We start from the raw sequence: 18418 nt of genomic DNA, 5'->3' as shown, positions 1-18418 counted from the left end.
CTTATCTAATTCATCTGTAGACAACTTATTCATTCCATTACCACCAACTTATCTTTATCATCCCAAGATACTTTAAATCCTAATAATTCTCCGATAGTTCTGATCGGTATATCACTGCCATTTAATTTAATATAGTTGATTCCATCTTCTAAATAACCTTCCAGATTCAATTTTCTACCATTGATGTTTACTTCTATAGTTTCTCTTGAAGATATATAGTGAATATAAGGGTGTTTAAACCAATGGGTCCATCTAACTGAAGAATTACCTTTTAGAGGAGATTTGATCACTCCTTGTTTAGTTCCTCTTGCTTCTATTACTTTTCCATTACCGATATATACTCCTATATGTCCATCCTTCCATACGCATATTCCAGGCATTTCTGGAATTGTAGGTATAGGACCTTTTTCCTTTGCCAAATTATAAGTTCCATTAGCTGATTTATCTTCACTTAGATTATATTTGATGTTTCCATCGTTCCACCAAAGAAAAGATTTAATAAGTCCTACACAATCTACAATCCTCTTATTCATCCAGTTTTCTCTAATAAAAGATTCATATATTTTAACTTTACTTGGATACTGTTTTAACTTCTGCTGCAATAAAGGCTCTGTTAATACAGTACCAAATGTACCATAGACATAGCCCCATTTCTCTTTCTCTGCTATTTTACAATGCTCTACTAATTTAATATTATCCAATATATCACTCCCTACAATAACTTACCTATTAAAAAACCTAGCATTATTGTAATAACTCCGCCTATAATTAATTTCTTATAATATTGGAGATCAGATGAAGGGATTTTTTTAATCTCATCTAAATCATCTCTAATGATTTTCACATCTTCCTTTGTTTCTCTCATCTGCTCCACAAGTCTAGTTATATTTGTAGATAATTCTAATATAGTATTTTGTATATTTTTCAGATTATCTATCTCTTTAAAAATTGTCTTGTTTTCTACTTTTAATGTGGCTATTTCTCCCTCTTTAGTACATTTACATTGTTCCATATTCTACCTCCCGATCTGCGTTTCAATTTAAAATCATTTTTTATAAATTAATTTCATCAGTTGCAGCCCTATCTGTATTCCCACTTTCATTTATACTTCTACATAATCAGCCAAATCAGAATTTAACTATGCCATTTCTGGTATTCCTCCCGAAGTAATTGTAATTTCATCTTCACTTCATACAAATCCATAACATAATATACAGCAACTTTATTAATAGTTTCTAAATCTCTTTATGCATCCTTTAACTCCATCCCCTTTGTTTAATCCTCCTACCCTTTCTACAGTAGCTATCAGATTTCATTAGATTTTCTATACTATCCCCTATCTTGATTTCTTTCTTTTCCTTATCTATATCTTTCTCATCTGTCTGCATTAATTTGTTGTATGCGTCTATATCTGTTTGTCTTATATATTCTCCTATGATCATGATTCTCCCTCCTTTAATTTAATTATGATAATATCTTTTTGAATACAAAAATAAAATAAGCGGATAGATTTCTCCATCAGCTTACTTATTTTTATATTTTTTTCTAGAGGATATTTTCACAGTATACTACTGTTCTATCTAGTTATAATGAACTTGTATTTGAGACATAATCTCATGCTACTATAATACCACCTATTTTGACTCAAAAGGTATCATATTCGTATCATTCTCTCCATATATTCCTACTACTAATTTATTTATAGCTTTTTTTCTTATTCTTTTGCTGTGAACTTCGCTATATTTGACTAAATAGGCTACTTGCCACCATTGCAGTCCTTCTATATATCTTTTTTCTATTACTAGTCTTTCTACTTCATTCAGTCCCTCCATTGCCCTATCTATAGATTCTAATTTTTCGCTAATCCTTTCTATACTATGTCTTAAATAATCTATTTTCTCTAATATGGATAGCATTGTACTTTCTGTACTACTACTGATTTTAAATGTAGGGCTTATCTTTACTGAATCATAGTTTATTGCAGTTAATCCATCTTCTCTTTCTAAACGTTTTATTTCTTCTTTCATATTTTCTATACTTATCTCAGACATTTTATAATTATATAATAATTTTTCTACAGCTTTATATTTATCCATTGTTTTGTTCCCCCTTAGATTCGTTTTCTTATGATTTCTATAATTTTTTTAATCTTCATAGCTAATCTATCCATATTGGTCATATGCTCCAAATTTCTATATAGACATATAATTGATAGCTGTTAGAAACTTTTTATTATTTATTTTCCTTTATTCTTTTTAATTTTAGTTAATATAACCTTCCTTTTTTAAATTCCTTATAATTACTCCTCCTTTAATTCTAATTGTATTTCCGTCATTTTTGATAAAAAATTAATATCCAATCCTAAGCATGAAACCAATTTAATCAAAATTTCTACATTAGACATATACTTCCATTTTCTGTATCAAAAAGATAGCCTCTTGGTATTGTTACGTTTTTTTGTTATTTGTAATTATTTTTTCTCCTTCTGAATTCTTTTATCTCTTATTTCTTGTTCTATTGTTTTTTTATTATTCATTCCTCTCACCTCTTACTTAGATTGTATTGTATATCCGTCCTTGTGTAAAATATCAAATATCTTAATTTTGGGTATAAAAATTGAATTAAATTAGACTGATATTGTATGACCGTCTTCTTTCTTAATCTATCTTGTATTTATGTCTTTTTATGTATTGTATTTCCGTATTAATTTGGATATACTAAATATAGTCGGTTGTTACGACATTAGGAGGTTGGTAAAATGACTATAGGGGAAAATATCAAAAAATATAGAAAAGAGAAGGGTCTTACACAGAAAGAATTAGCTGAAAAAAGTAATCTTTCCCGTTCCTACTTGGCTGATTTAGAGAGAGATAGATATAATCCAAGCTTAGATTCCTTGAAACTAATTGCCAATAGTCTAGAGGTGGATGTAAGCATATTATTAGGTGAAAATAATTCTACAATAAAAATATCTAACACTTTAAAGGATGATAAAGAATTATTAGACTTCTGGAATATATTAAAAGAAAGAGAAGACTTACAATTGCTGTTTAAACAAACTAAGGATTTATCACCAAAAGGAATACAGCAGGTTATCAGAATAATAAAAGCTATTGAGGACGAAGAGGATAGAGAGAACGAATAAAATGTATAAGGCAACAAAGGGGGCACTGCAAATGAAGATAGATATATTAGATGAACCTTTACTTAGATCATTAATTGACGGAAATATTTCTTTTCATGAAGTAATGAATGCTTATGATATTAGAACATCTATAGCATTTAATTTAGAATGTAGTGTACTAGGATTTGTATATCTTAGTCGGAGAAAGAAATATCATCTTATTTTGAATGGAAATGTAAACTATGAAACTCAATGTAAAACTTTTGTACATGAAATAAAACACATTACACAAGATATGCCACAAATGGGATATATGATTGGGATTAACATGCAATATACATATTTTGAAAATGAAGCTGATATAGTAGCAGAAAGAGTAATTAAATATATATAAAATCTAGATTTATTAGGGGGATAGTAAAATGTTAGGAAAGATATTAAAGATATTTGGATATTTTATTGTTATGATTTCTATAGTTGCCGCAGTATCAAGTATTATTAATAAAGATTTTGCCTTACTTGTTTTTCAAGTATTAGCTTTATTTGCAGGAATATTTTTAGTTTATACATTAAAAGATACTAAGATATTTAAAAAATCAAATACCATAGAAATAGATTCATCTGAAGAAGATAAAAAGATCATTTAATAAATATGAAAAAAGGTAGAAAATCATTCTACCTTTTTTATTATATGATTATACAGATTAATCCTCCGCTACCATCGTTTATTATCCTTTCAAGAGCCCTTCTAAGTTTTTGCCTTGCATCTTCTGGCATTGTGCTAAGCTTTCCTTGAAGTTGTTCATTTACTAAATCATACAAGGACTTTCCAAATAAATTTGATTGCCAAATCTTTGAAGGCTCTCCTTCAAACTCAGATAATAAATATTGTATTAACTCTTCAGATTGTTTTTCTGTGCCTATAAGCGGAGAAACTTCAGTTGCTATATCTGCCCTAAGTACATGAAGTGATGGTGCTTTCGCCTTTAATTTTACTCCAAAACGATTTCCTTGACGATAGATTTCAGGTTCTGCAAGCTCAAGTTCTTCTAAACTAGGGCTTACTAAGCCATACCCAATATCTCTGGCTTCAATTAATGCTTTTTCAATCTTATCATATTTCTTTTTCGTTTCTGCTAATTTAGAAATTAGGCCTAATAATTGATAGTCTCCTTCTATAGAATATCCAGTCATATCCTTTAATACACTATAGAATAATCCATCATCAATAACTATCTCAGAATGTACAATCCCCTCTCCTAATTTAATTTCAACCAATTTTACATTTTTTACAATTTCTAATTCTTTTAGGGGATTCAAAAAGCTTGAAACTTCGTTTAGTTTTTGAAGACCTTCAATTGTTTCTTTTAATGAATTCAATATACTTGACTTTATCCAATGTTTCTTTGGTAATCCTTCTATCCATTTTGGAAGATTGATGGTAACCTCTTTCACAGGGAATTCAAATAATAATTTTTCAAAAATCTTTTCAATATCTTGAGCATCCATATTTAAGCAATCTACGACCACTACCGATACTCCATATTTACTTTGCAAACTTTCTCTAAGAGCAATTGTACTATCTAAGTTAGGATGCTTTGAATTTAAAATTATAACAAATGGTTTTCCTAATTCCTTTAATTCTGAAATTACCCTTTCTTCTGCTTTTATATAGTTAGATCTGTCTATATCAGTTATAGATCCATCTGTTGTTACAACTAATCCAATAGTAGAGTGATCTGTTATTACCTTTCTTGTACCTATCTCAGCTGCTTCTTCAAAAGGAATTTCTTTCTCATACCAAGGGGTAGTAACCATTCTAGGTATGAAATTTTCCTCATGACCTAAAGCTCCACTAACTAAGTATCCAACACAGTCTACCATTCTTACTTTAAAGTTCACATTTTCATTTAAAGTAAGCTCTACGGCTTCATTAGGTACAAATTTGGGTTCTGTAGTCATTATTGTTTTTCCTGACCCACTTAAAGGTAGTTCATCCTTGGCTCTTTCTTTTTTATGCTTATTGTCGATATTAGGCAAAACAAGCAGTTCCATAAACCTTTTTATAAAAGTAGATTTGCCTGTTCTAACTGGTCCGACAATGCCCGCATAAATATCTCCATCTGTTCGCTCTGCAATATCTTTGTATATATCAAATACCTCCACATCATTCCCCCCTTATGAATATAATTATTTAAATACAATACTTAACATTATATATATACGTCTAGTACTATGAAATATTACAAGCTAATGAAAAAAACCTGCTAAAAATAGCAGGTTACCATAAATTATTATTTTCTAATACTATATTTTCCATTTCATGCTTTCTATCTCTAATCATTAAATTAGAAACCGAGTCTTTAACATCCTTACCTTCATATATCACTCCATATATTTCTTCAGTAATAGGCATGTTAATATTATATTTCTTAGACAGTTCAAAAGTAGATTTTGCTGTCTTTATACCTTCTACAACCATTCCAATCTGTCTAATAGCATCATCTATTTTTATTCCTTGTCCAATTAATATGCCAGCTCTTCTATTTCTACTATGCATACTTGTACAAGTTACGATTAAATCTCCTATACCTGCTAAACCTAAAAATGTGCTTGCTTGTGCACCCATTTTCTCACCAAGTCTAGCCATTTCAAATATACCTCTGGTCATAAGTGCCGCCTTAGTGTTATCACCCCAACCCAAGCCATCTGATATTCCAGCTCCTAATGCAATTACATTTTTCAAAGCTCCACCTAGTTCTACACCTATAACATCTGGATTTGTATATACTCTAAAACTAGGAGTAATGAATAGATCCTGGACATATTCAGCAACTTCTTTGTCCTTAGAAGCAGAAACAACTGTAGTAGGCATATCTTTGGCAACCTCCTCAGCATGAGAAGGCCCAGAAATTATAGCGTACTTACTATTTGGTACTATTTCCTCGACTATCTGAGATATTCTAAGTAGAGTTTCATTCTCAATTCCTTTAGAAACATTTACTATTACTTGATCCCTTTTAATATAGGGCTTTGAGTTTTCTAAGACCTCTCTAATGCCTTGAGTTCCTACAGATAAAACTATTAAATCTTTTTTATAGTTAACCTCTTCTAAATCATTTGTTAATTTTAAATTTGATGGTAATACTGTATTAGGAAGATATTTTTTGTTAATTCTTGAATTATTGATTTCTTCAATTTGATTCTTATCTCTTAACCATATTTGAACACCATAGCCCTTGTTAGCCAATAAGATTCCTAGGGCAGTACCCCAACTACCGCCTCCTAATATTCCAATTTGTTCCGTCATTTATAACACCTACCTATATATTATTTCCTAGCTTGTTCTCTTCTCCTCTACATAGTCTAAGTATATTAGCCTTATGTCTATACACAGATAGTGCCGCAAGCACCCATGTAGTAATATATAAATACTTATTTACTGAATCTAAAGTTAATACCATAGCAACAGGTGCAGAAATAGAAGCTGCAATTGAACCTAGAGATACATATTTAGTAAATATTATTATACTAGCAGCTACTAATAAACATATTAAGCCTGCTTTCCAATTAAGGATCAATAAAACTCCGAAAGATGTTGCCACCCCTTTTCCACCCTTAAATCCAAGGAATATAGGAAAATCGTGCCCTAAAACAACAAAAATTCCCGCTAAAAGGCTTCCGTTAAATCCAAACATGTATTTCCCTATTAGTACAGCTATTACTCCCTTTAATATGTCTAAAGCAAAAGTTAATGCTCCCACCTTTTTACCTAGAACTCGAAGTGCATTAGTGGCACCAGCATTTCCGCTTCCATAATTTCTTATATCAATATTTTTCGATATCTTTCCTAAAAAATAAGCTGATGAAAAACATCCTATTAGATAAGATAATAATATAGTTATAAGTATTCTCATTATTTTTCTCCCTTTTGTCTAAATTCAAATTGGATAGGTGTACCTACAAAACCAAAATGATTTCTTATTTGATTTTCCAAATATCTTACATATGAAAAATGCATAAGTTCCTTATAATTTACAAATATTACAAACTTTGGAGGTCTTACAGAAACTTGTGTACCATAATAAATTTTTGCTCTTTTACCCTTGTCACTAGGAGGCTGATTCATTAATACGGCCTCATTTACTATATCATTTAATACACCTGTGCTAATCCTTAAATTATAATTATTATTTACTACATTTATTAACTCTAATAGTTTATCTACTCTTTGGCCTGTCAATGCTGAAATAAAAATAATCGGTGCATATGTTATAAATCCTAAGACTCTTCTAATTTCCTTTTCAAATTCTAAATGAGTATTGCTATCTTTTTTAACTAAATCCCATTTGTTAACAGCAATAATAATAGCTTTTCCATTGTCATGAGCATATCCTGCTATCTTAGTATCTTGTTCTGTGACACCTTCTGCTGCATCAATAACTAGTACACAAATATCTGATCTATCTACAGCAGTCAATGTCCTTATTACAGAATATCTTTCGACATCCTCATAAATACTTCTCTTACGCCTTAACCCTGCAGTGTCAATAAATACATATCTATTATCACCAAAGTTAAAGTAAGTATCAATGGCATCCCTAGTTGTTCCTGGAATGTTGGTTACGATTACTCTTTCCTCTCCCAAGATATTATTGATTAAAGAAGATTTACCTACATTTGGCTTACCTATTAAAGCAACTCTTATTAAATCTTCATCATAATCAGTATCCTTATCTTCAGGGAAATGTTTCACTATCTCATCTAATAAATCTCCAATACCAAGGCCTTGTTCACCAGATATAATCATAGGTTCTCCAAGCCCTAATTCATAAAATTCATACACTTGATTTTTAAAATTGGGGGTATCAATTTTATTACAAGCTACTATTACATTTTTGCCTGATTTTCTAAGCATATTTCCTATTTCTCTATCTGTAGAATTTAGCCCTTCTAATCCATCCACTACAAACAAAATAACATCAGCCGTGTCTATAGCCATTTCAGCTTGTCTTTTAATATTTTTCATAATTATCTCTTCATTTTCAGGTTCAAGTCCACCTGTATCTATTACTGTAAAATATTTCCCTAGCCACTCTCCCTCAGCATAAATCCTATCTCTAGTCACTCCTGGTGTATCTTCTGTTATTGCGATTCTTTTTCCCACTAATTTGTTAAATAAAGTTGACTTTCCTACATTTGGTCTCCCAACTATGCAAACAATTGCTCTATTCATTTATTCATCCCTCAATTCTTTATTATATCAATTAAATTTTTTCCTTCAACTTTAGATGAGATTACAGGAATATCTAATGCTTTAGATACTTCTTCAATAGTTAAGTTATCCAAAAAGATTTCCTCATCTCTCTTCATCATAGTTCTCGGAACAATGATCCCATCTACATTATCATATCCCTTTAATTGAGCAACTAAGTCCTGACCTGTTATTAGTCCAGATACAGTAATAGTCTCTCCAAAAAACTTATTAACTATTGGTATAACTATTAATTCTAATCCATTAAATTTTTCAAGTATCTTATCTTTTATTCTATTCATAAAATCATATGCTAAAGTCCCAGTAGCCAAAATATATCTTTTCTTACTATTAATTGTAGATTTTATTAGCTTAAGTTCCTTAATTACTTCATCTTCAAAGGATTTCATAAGTCCTACGCCATTTTCCAATTGAGGAAATCCTTCATATTCATCGTATTTAGGAAGTTCTCTCTTAGTGGATGCAAAAAACTCATCAGAAGCAAATACAAATCTGGTATCTAGCTTTTCTAAAAAATATTCTTGTTTATCGGATATAAAATCCAATAAATCATTCGCTGATTCTTTAGTATATGGTTTTAATTCTTGAAGTTTCTCCCTATATTTAGTTATACCTACTGGTACTACAGCAACACTTTCAATAGTAGGATATAATTTAGATAAGTCGGATAAAGTTCTATCTAGTTCAGAACCATCATTTATTCCAGGTACTAATACTATTTGACAATTAACTTCTAACTTAGCATCTTTAAATCTTTTTAATATCTCATATACCTTTCCAGCATCTTTATTGTTCAACATCTTTACCCTAAGCTCTGGATTGGTTGTATGAACACTTACATTTATAGGACTAAGTCTATAGCTTATAATTCTATCTATCTCTTCATCACTCATATTAGTCAAAGTGATAAAATTTCCTTGTAAAAAAGATAGCCTCGAGTCATCGTCTTTAAAATATAAAGTTTCCCTCATATTAGGAGGTAATTGATCAATAAAGCAAAAGATGCATTTGTTTCTACAGGATTTAGCTTTATCTATTAAAGGATTAGTAAATACCAAACCCAAGTCTTCATCAAAATCCTTTTCTATTTCAAATTCCCAAATATCTCCATCCTTTTTTTCTATAGCAACTACTATATAATCATCTGAAACCAAATATTTATAATCAATAATGTCCCTAACAGGAGTATCATTTATAGATAATAATATGTCTCCCGGTTCTATTTCCAACTCTTCTGCTATACTGCCTTTTGCAACTTCTTCTATAATATTTTTATCCTCATTAAAGTTTTTTAATTCCATTTCTACACCTCAATTGATTTTAAGTATATGTTTATTATTCTAATACAGTATAGCTCATATGTAAAGATAAGCCTACAGAATTATCTGTAGGCCTTTCATTTTGCTTAGTATAATGGATATTTATCACATAATTTAGCTACTCTAGCTCTTATTTCATCTCTATCATTATTCTCATCTAAAGCCAATGTAATTATTTCTGCTATTTCCATCATATCTTCTTCTTTCATTCCACGTGTTGTCATAGCTGGTGTACCAATCCTTATTCCACTAGTTATGAATGGTGATTCTGGATCATTAGGAATAGTGTTTTTGTTAGTTGCTATACCAATATCATCTAGAAGAGCTTCTGCTTTTTTTCCTGTTAATCCCTTAGTTCTAACATCTATTAATATTAAGTGATTATCTGTACCTCCTGAAACAAGTCTAAAACCATTTTTTAATAATCCTTCAGCTAAAGCTTTTGCATTATTAATTGTTTGCTGTTGATAAGCTTTAAAATCATCCTGTAGAGCTTCTCCAAATGCAACTGCCTTAGCAGCAATTATATGCATCAATGGTCCACCTTGAATTCCAGGGAAAATTGCTTTATCTATTGCCTTTGCATACTCTTCTTTACAAAGTATTGCTCCGCCACGTGGTCCCCTAAGTGTTTTATGAGTCGTAGTAGTTACAAAGTCAGCATAAGGAACTGGATTAGGGTGAAGTCCTGCTGCAACCAAACCTGCTATATGAGCCATATCTACCATTAAATATGCTCCTATTTCATCTGCAATCTCTCTGAACTTAGCAAAATCAATTTGTCTTGGGTATGCACTAGCACCAGCTACTATCATTCTTGGCTTCTCTCTCAAAGCGATTTCTCTAACTTCATCATAATCTATTGTCTCTGTTTCTTTATTTACTCCATAAGCTATAAAATTGAAGTAGGTACCTGAGATATTAACTGGACTACCATGAGTTAAGTGACCACCTTGTGATAAATTCATACCTAATACCTTATCACCAGGTTTTAATACTGCAAAATAAACTCCTAAATTAGCATTAGAACCTGAATGTGGTTGTACATTAGCATGGTCAGCTCCAAATATTTCCTTCATTCTGTCACGAGCCAAGTTTTCAACCTTGTCCACTACTTCGCATCCACCATAATATCTTTTAGCTGGATATCCTTCTGCATATTTATTAGTTAAATAACTGCCTGCTGCTTCCATTACCTGCGGGGTTACAAAGTTCTCTGAAGCTATAAGTTCAATATGCTTTTTTTGCCTGTTTAATTCCATTTCAATAATATTCATTACTTCAGGATCATGCTTAGTTAAATTTGTAAAATCCATCTTCTTATACTCCCCTCATCTTTTATTTTTTGTAATTAATTATAAGCATATTATGCTATAATATAATATAATCAATTTAAAAGGTAAAAAAACCAGTCATTTACATTATATAGATTTTTTACTACTTTTACAAGAATATTAATCAAAGAGGTGAGAATATGGATAATTCTGAAATCTATAATAGAGAAGAAATCAAAAAATTATTAGTTTTGGCAACTTTAGCTGGCAGTATAATGCTTAAAAGTGGAGCTGAAATCTATCGAGTTGAAGATACTATAATTAGAATTTGCAAATCAAGAAAGGGAATTAAATATGTTGATGCTTATATAGTTCCAACAGGAATCTTTATATCCTTGGAATATAAAGGTGAATTGATGTCTTATATTAAAAGAATTAAATCTATTTCTATAGATTTAAATAAAATCGCTATGGTAAATGAATTTTCTCGTGCCTTTGTTAATTCCCAGCAACCTCTAGATATTTGGCTTGAGGAATTAAAAAGAATAAATAAAGTAAATAGATATACAAGATTAACTAAAACTATCTTTGGCTCTTTAGCTGCAGCATTTTTTTGTGTTCTATTTGGAGGCTCAGTTCTAGACTTCATTGGATCTGCTATTGTAAGTTTTATTGCCTTGACTATTGTAAATCTAATATCCAAACTTGAACTTACTTTCTTTATAGATAATTTAATTGGTTCAGCTCTTGCAGCTTTACTTTCCCATATTTTAGTCCATATTGGAGTAGGTGAAAATATTGATAAGGTAATAATAGGTTCTATAATGTGTTTAGTTCCTGGAGTTGCAATTACAAACTCTATTAGAGATACTATGTCAGGAGATTTTGTATCTGGACTATCTAGAGGTGCAGAAGCTGTATTTTCTGCAATCGCAATAGCACTCGGTGTTGGAATCATTCTCAACTTTTATGCTAAGGGGGTATTTTAACTTGGATATAATCAAACAATTAGTATTATCATTTTTATCTACAATTGGATTCTCTGTATTATTTAGCTCTCCAAAGGAAACCTTAGGGTACGCTGGTCTTAATGGTTCTATAGGCTGGACTTTATACTATATAACTACAAAAGTATTTCATAGTAATATAACAGGTACATTTTTTGGTGCTGTCACCGTAGGATTATTAGGTGAATTTTTGGCAAGACTACGCAAAAAGCCAGCAACCATATTTATCACCTCTGGAATAGTTCCATTGGTTCCTGGTGCTGGCATGTATTACACAATGCTTGCTATAATAGAAAATGATTTTACTATGGCTGCAACTAAAGGTGTAGAAACTTTCTTTATAGCCGCTGCCATAGCTGTAGGAATAATAATTTCTTCAGGTTTCTCTAGGTCAATAAGAAGAGTTAAACTAAAAGACTAGATTTACTTTGTATATTTTATCATTATATCTACCAATTTATCTAATGCCTCTTCTTCAGTTTCACCTTCTAAATAATGTTTTAAACAATTTTTCATGTAATTTTCAAGTATTAATCCACCTACACTATTTAATGCTGCTCTTGCAGCAGCTACTTGGATTAATATATCCCCGCAAAACTTGTCTTCGTCAACCATCTTTTGTATACCTTTTATTTGTCCTTCAACTCTTCTTAACCTTTTGATAACAGCAGTTTTATCTCCCAACAGTCGCACCCCTTCATCTAAATAATTCTTGTCATTCTTATAATGTCTTCTTCCTTCTTTCCAATGTTTTTATCGATAGTTTTAACTATAAAATATCCTAAAGCCATAAATACTAAACCTATTAAGAAACTCAAAGGCTCATAATTAGATATTTCTAGGTTTTTAAAAGTCTTCATACCTATTAATATTCCTAAAATTAACATAGTAAAAGGAATCATATATACAACCATAGTATATTTCAATATATTTTTAGTTTCTCCTTTTATCTCAACAAGATCTCCTACTTTAGCATCTATATTATTTGGAAGGATAACAACATGATTTGGAGCATGACAGCTCCCACCACAGCTTTTACAGTTATCTCCACATGCTGAGATTCTCCTTACTTCTACTTCAACCTTTCCATTGGATACTTTTCTTACAAATCCAACTTGATCCATAGGTACACCTCCTAAAGCACAGTGTCATTTATTTTTTACTAATTTGTAATATAATCTGTTAGTTATATTTATTATATCATAAACTATCAGTAAAGTGTTATCCAATCCAGTTCTTACTAATACTTATAATTTTAAATGACTCTTATATTAGCCTATATACTATTTAATATTAAGCTTTACATGAACTTCTTCTAACTGTTTTTCTGATACAGTAGTAGGTGCGCTTGTCATCAAACATGTAGCAGATTGAGTTTTAGGGAAAGCAATGACATCTCTAATATTTGATGTATTTGATAAAAGCATAATAAGTCTATCAAATCCATATGCAATACCTCCATGTGGAGGAGTTCCATACTTAAAAGCTTCTAAAAGGAATCCAAACTTATCCCAAGCTTCTTCCTCTGTAAATCCTAATGCACTAAACATTCTCTTTTGTAAATCAGAATTATTGATTCTGATACTTCCTCCACCCATTTCATCTCCATTAATAACTATATCATAAGCCTTAGCCCTTACTTTTTCAGGCTGAGACTCCAGAAGTTCTATGTCCTCATCCATTGGATGGGTAAAAGGATGATGCTTTGCTACATATCTATTTTCTTCCTCGTCATATTCAAATAATGGGAATTCAGTAATCCAAACTAATTTCATATCACTAGGATCAATTATATTTAATCTTTTAGCTACTTCATTTCTTAAATTACCTAAACTATCATATACAACTGAATTTTTATCAGCTACGAAAAGAATTAAATCACCTTTTTCTCCTTCCATTCTTTCCAAAATATTAGCAAATTCTTCTTCACTAAAGAATTTTGCAATAGGGGAAGTAATACCTTCTTCTGTAATCTTTATCCAAGCCAATCCTTTTGCGCCATAAGTCTTTGCATAATCCTCCAAAGCAGTTATATCTTTTCTAGTAAATCTATCTCCATATCCTTTAATATTTATACCTCGTACAGAACCTTGACTTTCCACAGCTCCGCTAAATACTTTAAATCCACAATTTTGAACCAGATCAGAAATATTTTTTAACTCAAATCCAAATCTTAAATCTGGTTTATCTACCCCATATCTTTCCATAGCCTCACTATAGGTCATTCTGTCTATTGGTAGTTTTATTTCTATTCCTTTAATTTCTTTAAATAATTTATATAATAATTTTTCATTAATTGAAATAATATCCTCAACATCTACAAATGACATTTCAATATCTATTTGAGTGAATTCAGGCTGTCTATTAGCTCTTAGATCTTCATCCCTAAAGCATTTAACTATTTGATAATATCTATCCATTCCTGCAACCATAAGAAGCTGCTTCATAAGCTGCGGAGATTGTGGTAGGGCATAGAACTCACCAGGGTTTACTCTACTTGGCACTAAATAATCTCTAGCTCCTTCTGGTGTTGGTTTTGTAAGCATAGGGGTCTCAGTCTCAATAAACCCATTATCATCTAAGAAATCTCTGACCACTTTGGCAGTTTTTGCTCTTAATTTCAACTTTTCTTGCATAGATGGTTTTCTTAAATCAAGATATCTATATTTTAATCTCATGCCTTCCGATACATTATCATCATCTTTAATATAAATCGGCGGAGTCTCAGATTCATCCAATATTCTAAGCTCTTCTACTAAGACTTCTACCTCTCCAGTTGGTATTTCTTTATTTATAGATTGTCTAATTCTTACTTTACCTCTTATTGCTAATACAAACTCTGATCTAATTTTCTCTGCCTTATCAAATATTTCGCTGGATACTGTATTATTAAATACAATTTGAGAAATTCCAGTCGTATCTCTTAAATCAATAAATATGATTGATCCCAAATTCCTCTCTCTTTGTACCCATCCCATCAATACCACCTCTTGACCATCATGCTCTGGTCTCAATTCTCCACACATAATAGTTCTTCTTAAGTTACCCATCTTTTCTGACATATACATACCTCCTCAAAAAAATATAAACCCCTCATCTCTGATATACAGGGACGAGAGGTTATCTCGCGGTACCACCCTAATTAGGTATTTCCTCACTCAAAAACTTAACGCATTTCTGCGAATTAATCATTAAAGATTATTTACTCCAAAGTGTCTTCATCGAATATTAGTATCGGATTTCCACCTCCACCGACTCTCTATAACTAAGGAATTCAACTACTCTTCCTTTTCATCGTATTATATTTATTTTCATTAATTATAGACTATAAAATAAATCATGTCAAGAAGTAAAATCATCTAATCTCTTAATGTATATCTTCTGTTTATATAATCTTAATATACGATTGTTGATTTCTCTTTAATCCTTTCAATGTATTTTTTATCATCTCCATTAATATGGTTTGCAAGCCAGTCAATTATTAATACCTTTAGATTATTTAGGTTTTCCTCAGATGCATGTCCATTTACAATATTTTGGTATATATTATAGATTTCTTCAATAAAATAGTTATGTTGTCTTCTATGCTCAATAAAATTTTCATATGAATTTTCCATCATCAAAATTTCTTCTTCATAAAAATGATTATTTGCATAACTCATTAAAAACACAAATATACTTTCAATTTCTTTTGTGCTAGAATTTGTTTCTAAATTAAAAATCTCACTAGCTTTATCAAATATACTCTTATGCTGTTTATCTATAGAATCTATACCTGTTTTAAGGTCATCTGTCCACCATAGCATAGCCCTAAAATCCTCCTTTGTATTAATTGTTTCCTAGTATCTTTTTCTTCCTTTCAATCAATTCACTGCTTCTTTCCAGATACTCTTTTAAATCTTTAAAATTTGGGACTCTTTCTATTCTATTTTCTTCTGGGAAAAAAATCTTAGACACAGAACCCATTCCAGCCGCCATTATTGTTTCTTTTTCTTCCATCATAGCTATATTATATATACATTCCATTTTAGCCTTGCAATAGCCTATGTTTTCAAAGTTACCTAATATTTGCTTTTGTCTATAAAGATAATATGGTTCTAAGCCCATATCTTTGGTATACTCTCTGGTTTCATTTAACATAGCACTTAAAATATTCTGACTTTGTAATGAATATTGGTCAATAGTAGCTTTGAATTTAGACCCTCTTTTTACCGAAAGTGTATGTATCGTTAGGTTTTCTGGATCTAATTTCTGAATTTCTTCCAGAGTTTTTTTTATATGTTTAATCTCTTCTCCTGGAAGCCCCACAATCAAATCCATATTAATTATATCAAAACCAATTTCTTTAGCTAAGTTAAAAGTCTCGATAATATCCTTAGATTTATGTTGTCTTCCAATTAGTTTCAAGGTGTCATCATTCATAGTTTGTGGATTAATACTTATTCTTCCAACTTCGTTTTTATATAACATTGTTAGATATTCTTTTGTAATAGTGTCTGGTCTACCAGCTTCTACAGTAAATTCCTTTATATTTTTTTGTCCAAATCTATAATAAATAGCTTGAATTATCTTTTCCAGTTCCATTAATGGAATTGCTGTAGGGGTACCTCCCCCTATATATGCTGTATTAATCTTTTTACCTTTCATCATTTCACTAATTTGTTCAATTTCATATATTACCTTTGAAGTATATTCTTTAATATGATTTTCATATCTGCCTATGGGTAATGCTGGAAAGGAACAATATAAGCATCTAGTAGGGCAAAATGGTATACTAACATATAGACTATACCTATCCTTATTTAAAGGGTAGATATATTCCCTTTGCTTTCTTCCAATATCCAGTATCAACTTAGCTTTATCAAAGGATAATTTATATTCTTCTGCTAATACTCTGATTATCTCATTTTCGTTTATATCTTTATCTAATAAATCATGAACGATTTTGACTGGTCTTATACCAGTCAATACTCCCCATGGAATTTTACTCTCTCCTAGAGAAATTAATGTATTATATAATGATTTTTTAATTCCGATTCTTATATATTTATCTATAGAATCACCATATACTTCTAGAGTACTAATATTTTCCGTTGCTTGATTAATTAAAATATTATCCCTATATATCTTTGTTATAGTATATAACTTTCCATCTTCTTCATATAAATAATTGATAATAAGAGTACCCTCACCTGTATATTCATCTAATCTATCAATATAAAGAATCTCTTCCCCTGGGAAAAAGACTCTGACTAATTCAACTAATTCATATTTAATCTCATGACCTATTAACAATATTTTTATCACATAATCACCTTATTTAATATTAACGTAAAAAAGGATTTGAAACCCTTTCTCTACCTATAGTAGAAGGAGCTCCATGTCCTGGAAATACTTGAACATCATCTAGATAAATCAATAGTTTATCTTTTATTGATTTTATAATGGTTTCATAATCTCCACCTGGTAAATCTGTCCTACCTATTGATCCTGCAAATAAAGTGTCTCCTGTTATTATATTATCTCCAATTTTTATACATATTCCTCCTTTGGTATGACCAGGAGTATGAATAATCTCAGCCTTTTCATCGCCAAACTCTATTATGTCCCCATCCTTAAGTAACAAATCTGGTTCTATTTCTATAGTACCCATAGCCATCATTGTAGATAAGTTCTTACTTCCATCAATTAGCATCTCTCTATCTTCTTCATGTATCATTACAGAAGCAGGCAATGCTTTCTTAAGATTAATTATTCCCCCTATATGATCTGCATGACCATGAGTTAATACTATATATTTTATTTTAAGCTGGTTTTCTCTTACTGATGTGAGTATCTCATCTACGTCTCCTCCTGGATCTACTACTATTCCGTCTCTAGTGGCTTCTGAATATATAACATAACAATTAGCTGCATATATACCTGCTGGTATTCTTATTATCTTCAATTCTATACCTCCTAAAATGTCTTTTTACTGTCTAATAATATAGTAACAGGTCCATCATTTATAAGGTTTACCTTCATATCTGCACCAAAAATACCTCTTTCTGTTTTTATCCCTTTTTCTATACATTTATCAATAAATTCTAAATAAATTTTCTCTGCAATATCAGGATGTGCTGAATCTGTAAAGCTAGGTCTTTTACCTTTCCTTACATCACCATAAAGTGTAAATTGAGAAATTACTAATAATTCTCCACTGATATCCAATAAAGATAAATTCATTTTATCATTTTCATCTTGAAATATGCGAAGCCCTAATACTTTATCTACTAGATAATCCAAATCCTTAGAACTATCTCCTTCACCTACTCCAAGTAGTACTAATAGTCCAGTGCCAATTTCCCCAACTATCTCATTATCTACTTTGACCGATGCTTCTGTAACTCTTTGCACAACTGCTCTCATATATCTCCCTC

The 18418-nt window shown here is 30.7% G+C and carries 22 protein-coding genes and 1 other annotated feature; of the genes, 5 read left to right on the top strand and 17 right to left on the bottom strand.

The genetic code is table 11. The annotated features are described in order from the left end of the window. Positions 1-29: 29 nt before the first annotated feature. From KQI38_RS19195 to KQI38_RS19180, 4 genes are all read right to left on the bottom strand, one after another. Complete coding sequence (locus KQI38_RS19195; RefSeq protein ID WP_216562325.1) at positions 30-701, bottom strand: copper amine oxidase N-terminal domain-containing protein; 672 nt, start codon at positions 699-701, stop codon at positions 30-32. Between the two features lie 11 nt (positions 702-712). Then, on the bottom strand, positions 713-1012 hold the full coding sequence (locus KQI38_RS19190; protein ID WP_216562322.1) for a hypothetical protein: 300 nt from the start codon (positions 1010-1012) through the stop codon (positions 713-715). Positions 1013-1256: 244 nt separating this feature from the next. After that, the gene (locus KQI38_RS19185; protein WP_216562320.1) at positions 1257-1442 is read right to left on the bottom strand and encodes a hypothetical protein; all 186 of its coding nucleotides are present in this window, start codon (positions 1440-1442) and stop codon (positions 1257-1259) included. A 192-nt stretch (positions 1443-1634) separates the two neighbouring features. After that, positions 1635-2096, bottom strand: coding sequence for a sigma-70 family RNA polymerase sigma factor (locus KQI38_RS19180; protein WP_216562318.1), 462 nt, complete (start codon positions 2094-2096; stop codon positions 1635-1637). Between the two features lie 662 nt (positions 2097-2758). Between KQI38_RS19180 and KQI38_RS19175 the strand changes: the two genes are divergently transcribed. From KQI38_RS19175 to KQI38_RS19165, 3 genes are read left to right on the top strand one after another with little or no spacing between them, the layout of a single operon-like run. Further along, positions 2759-3145: a helix-turn-helix domain-containing protein gene (locus tag KQI38_RS19175; protein ID WP_216562315.1), complete on the top strand. Its 387-nt coding sequence runs from the start codon at positions 2759-2761 to the stop codon at positions 3143-3145. A gap of 31 nt (positions 3146-3176) precedes the next feature. Continuing rightward, positions 3177-3518, top strand: a complete 342-nt coding sequence (locus KQI38_RS19170; protein WP_216562312.1) for a hypothetical protein — start codon at positions 3177-3179, stop codon at positions 3516-3518. A 28-nt stretch (positions 3519-3546) separates the two neighbouring features. Then, positions 3547-3771 (top strand): hypothetical protein, encoded by a 225-nt coding sequence (locus KQI38_RS19165; protein ID WP_216562309.1) that lies wholly within the window; start codon positions 3547-3549, stop codon positions 3769-3771. Positions 3772-3811: 40 nt separating this feature from the next. On the opposite strand, the gene spoIVA is transcribed toward KQI38_RS19165, so the two are convergent. The 6 genes from spoIVA to KQI38_RS19135 all read right to left on the bottom strand — a co-directional run bounded on the left by spoIVA (position 3812) and on the right by KQI38_RS19135 (position 11034). Next, positions 3812-5290: a stage IV sporulation protein A gene (gene spoIVA / locus KQI38_RS19160; RefSeq protein WP_216562306.1), complete on the bottom strand. Its 1479-nt coding sequence runs from the start codon at positions 5288-5290 to the stop codon at positions 3812-3814. Positions 5291-5405: 115 nt separating this feature from the next. Further along, positions 5406-6434: an NAD(P)H-dependent glycerol-3-phosphate dehydrogenase gene (locus KQI38_RS19155; protein ID WP_216562303.1), complete on the bottom strand. Its 1029-nt coding sequence runs from the start codon at positions 6432-6434 to the stop codon at positions 5406-5408. A 13-nt stretch (positions 6435-6447) separates the two neighbouring features. Beyond that, positions 6448-7041 carry a glycerol-3-phosphate 1-O-acyltransferase PlsY gene (gene plsY, locus KQI38_RS19150; protein WP_216562300.1) on the bottom strand — a complete coding sequence of 198 codons (594 nt, stop codon included), beginning with the start codon at positions 7039-7041 and terminating at the stop codon, positions 6448-6450. Beyond that, positions 7041-8360: a ribosome biogenesis GTPase Der gene (gene der / locus KQI38_RS19145; RefSeq protein WP_216562297.1), complete on the bottom strand. Its 1320-nt coding sequence runs from the start codon at positions 8358-8360 to the stop codon at positions 7041-7043. Before der ends, plsY begins: the two co-directional genes overlap by 1 nt. 11 nt (positions 8361-8371) lie before the next feature. Then, on the bottom strand, positions 8372-9700 hold the full coding sequence (locus tag KQI38_RS19140) for a DUF512 domain-containing protein (protein ID WP_216562295.1): 1329 nt from the start codon (positions 9698-9700) through the stop codon (positions 8372-8374). A gap of 104 nt (positions 9701-9804) precedes the next feature. Further along, on the bottom strand, positions 9805-11034 hold the full coding sequence (locus KQI38_RS19135; protein WP_216562293.1) for a serine hydroxymethyltransferase: 1230 nt from the start codon (positions 11032-11034) through the stop codon (positions 9805-9807). Between the two features lie 158 nt (positions 11035-11192). On the opposite strand from KQI38_RS19135, the gene KQI38_RS19130 reads away from it, so the two are divergent. Beyond that, on the top strand, positions 11193-11981 hold the full coding sequence (locus tag KQI38_RS19130; protein WP_216562291.1) for a threonine/serine exporter family protein: 789 nt from the start codon (positions 11193-11195) through the stop codon (positions 11979-11981). A 1-nt stretch (position 11982) separates the two neighbouring features. Next, positions 11983-12420 carry a threonine/serine exporter family protein gene (locus tag KQI38_RS19125; RefSeq protein ID WP_094904025.1) on the top strand — a complete coding sequence of 146 codons (438 nt, stop codon included), beginning with the start codon at positions 11983-11985 and terminating at the stop codon, positions 12418-12420. 2 nt (positions 12421-12422) lie between these two features. Here the strand turns inward: KQI38_RS19125 and KQI38_RS19120 are convergent, their stop codons facing one another. From KQI38_RS19120 to dtd, 7 genes are all read right to left on the bottom strand, one after another. Further along, a complete protein-coding gene (locus KQI38_RS19120) occupies positions 12423-12683 on the bottom strand; it encodes a metal-sensitive transcriptional regulator (protein WP_235601411.1) in 261 nt (86 codons plus the stop codon). A 17-nt stretch (positions 12684-12700) separates the two neighbouring features. Next, positions 12701-13123, bottom strand: a complete 423-nt coding sequence (locus KQI38_RS19115) for a SoxR reducing system RseC family protein (RefSeq protein WP_216562288.1) — start codon at positions 13121-13123, stop codon at positions 12701-12703. Positions 13124-13282: 159 nt separating this feature from the next. Further along, on the bottom strand, positions 13283-15061 hold the full coding sequence (gene aspS / locus KQI38_RS19110) for an aspartate--tRNA ligase (protein WP_216562285.1): 1779 nt from the start codon (positions 15059-15061) through the stop codon (positions 13283-13285). A gap of 43 nt (positions 15062-15104) precedes the next feature. After that, positions 15105-15303 (bottom strand) — a binding site (T-box leader). Between the two features lie 91 nt (positions 15304-15394). Beyond that, on the bottom strand, positions 15395-15805 hold the full coding sequence (locus KQI38_RS19105; protein ID WP_094904022.1) for a bacteriohemerythrin: 411 nt from the start codon (positions 15803-15805) through the stop codon (positions 15395-15397). A gap of 22 nt (positions 15806-15827) precedes the next feature. Continuing rightward, positions 15828-17306: a coproporphyrinogen dehydrogenase HemZ gene (gene hemZ / locus KQI38_RS19100; protein ID WP_216562282.1), complete on the bottom strand. Its 1479-nt coding sequence runs from the start codon at positions 17304-17306 to the stop codon at positions 15828-15830. A 19-nt stretch (positions 17307-17325) separates the two neighbouring features. Continuing rightward, entirely contained in the window at positions 17326-17946 is a 621-nt protein-coding gene (locus KQI38_RS19095) for an MBL fold metallo-hydrolase (protein WP_216562280.1), read from the bottom strand. Positions 17947-17957: 11 nt separating this feature from the next. Then, positions 17958-18407: a D-aminoacyl-tRNA deacylase gene (gene dtd / locus KQI38_RS19090; RefSeq protein WP_216562278.1), complete on the bottom strand. Its 450-nt coding sequence runs from the start codon at positions 18405-18407 to the stop codon at positions 17958-17960. Between the last annotated feature and the right edge of the window lie 11 nt (positions 18408-18418).

This window comes from Tissierella carlieri, assembly GCF_018917285.1.
GTDB lineage: Bacteria > Bacillota > Clostridia > Tissierellales > Tissierellaceae > Tissierella > Tissierella carlieri.
This window is presented reverse-complemented; position numbering and strand designations above follow the sequence as displayed.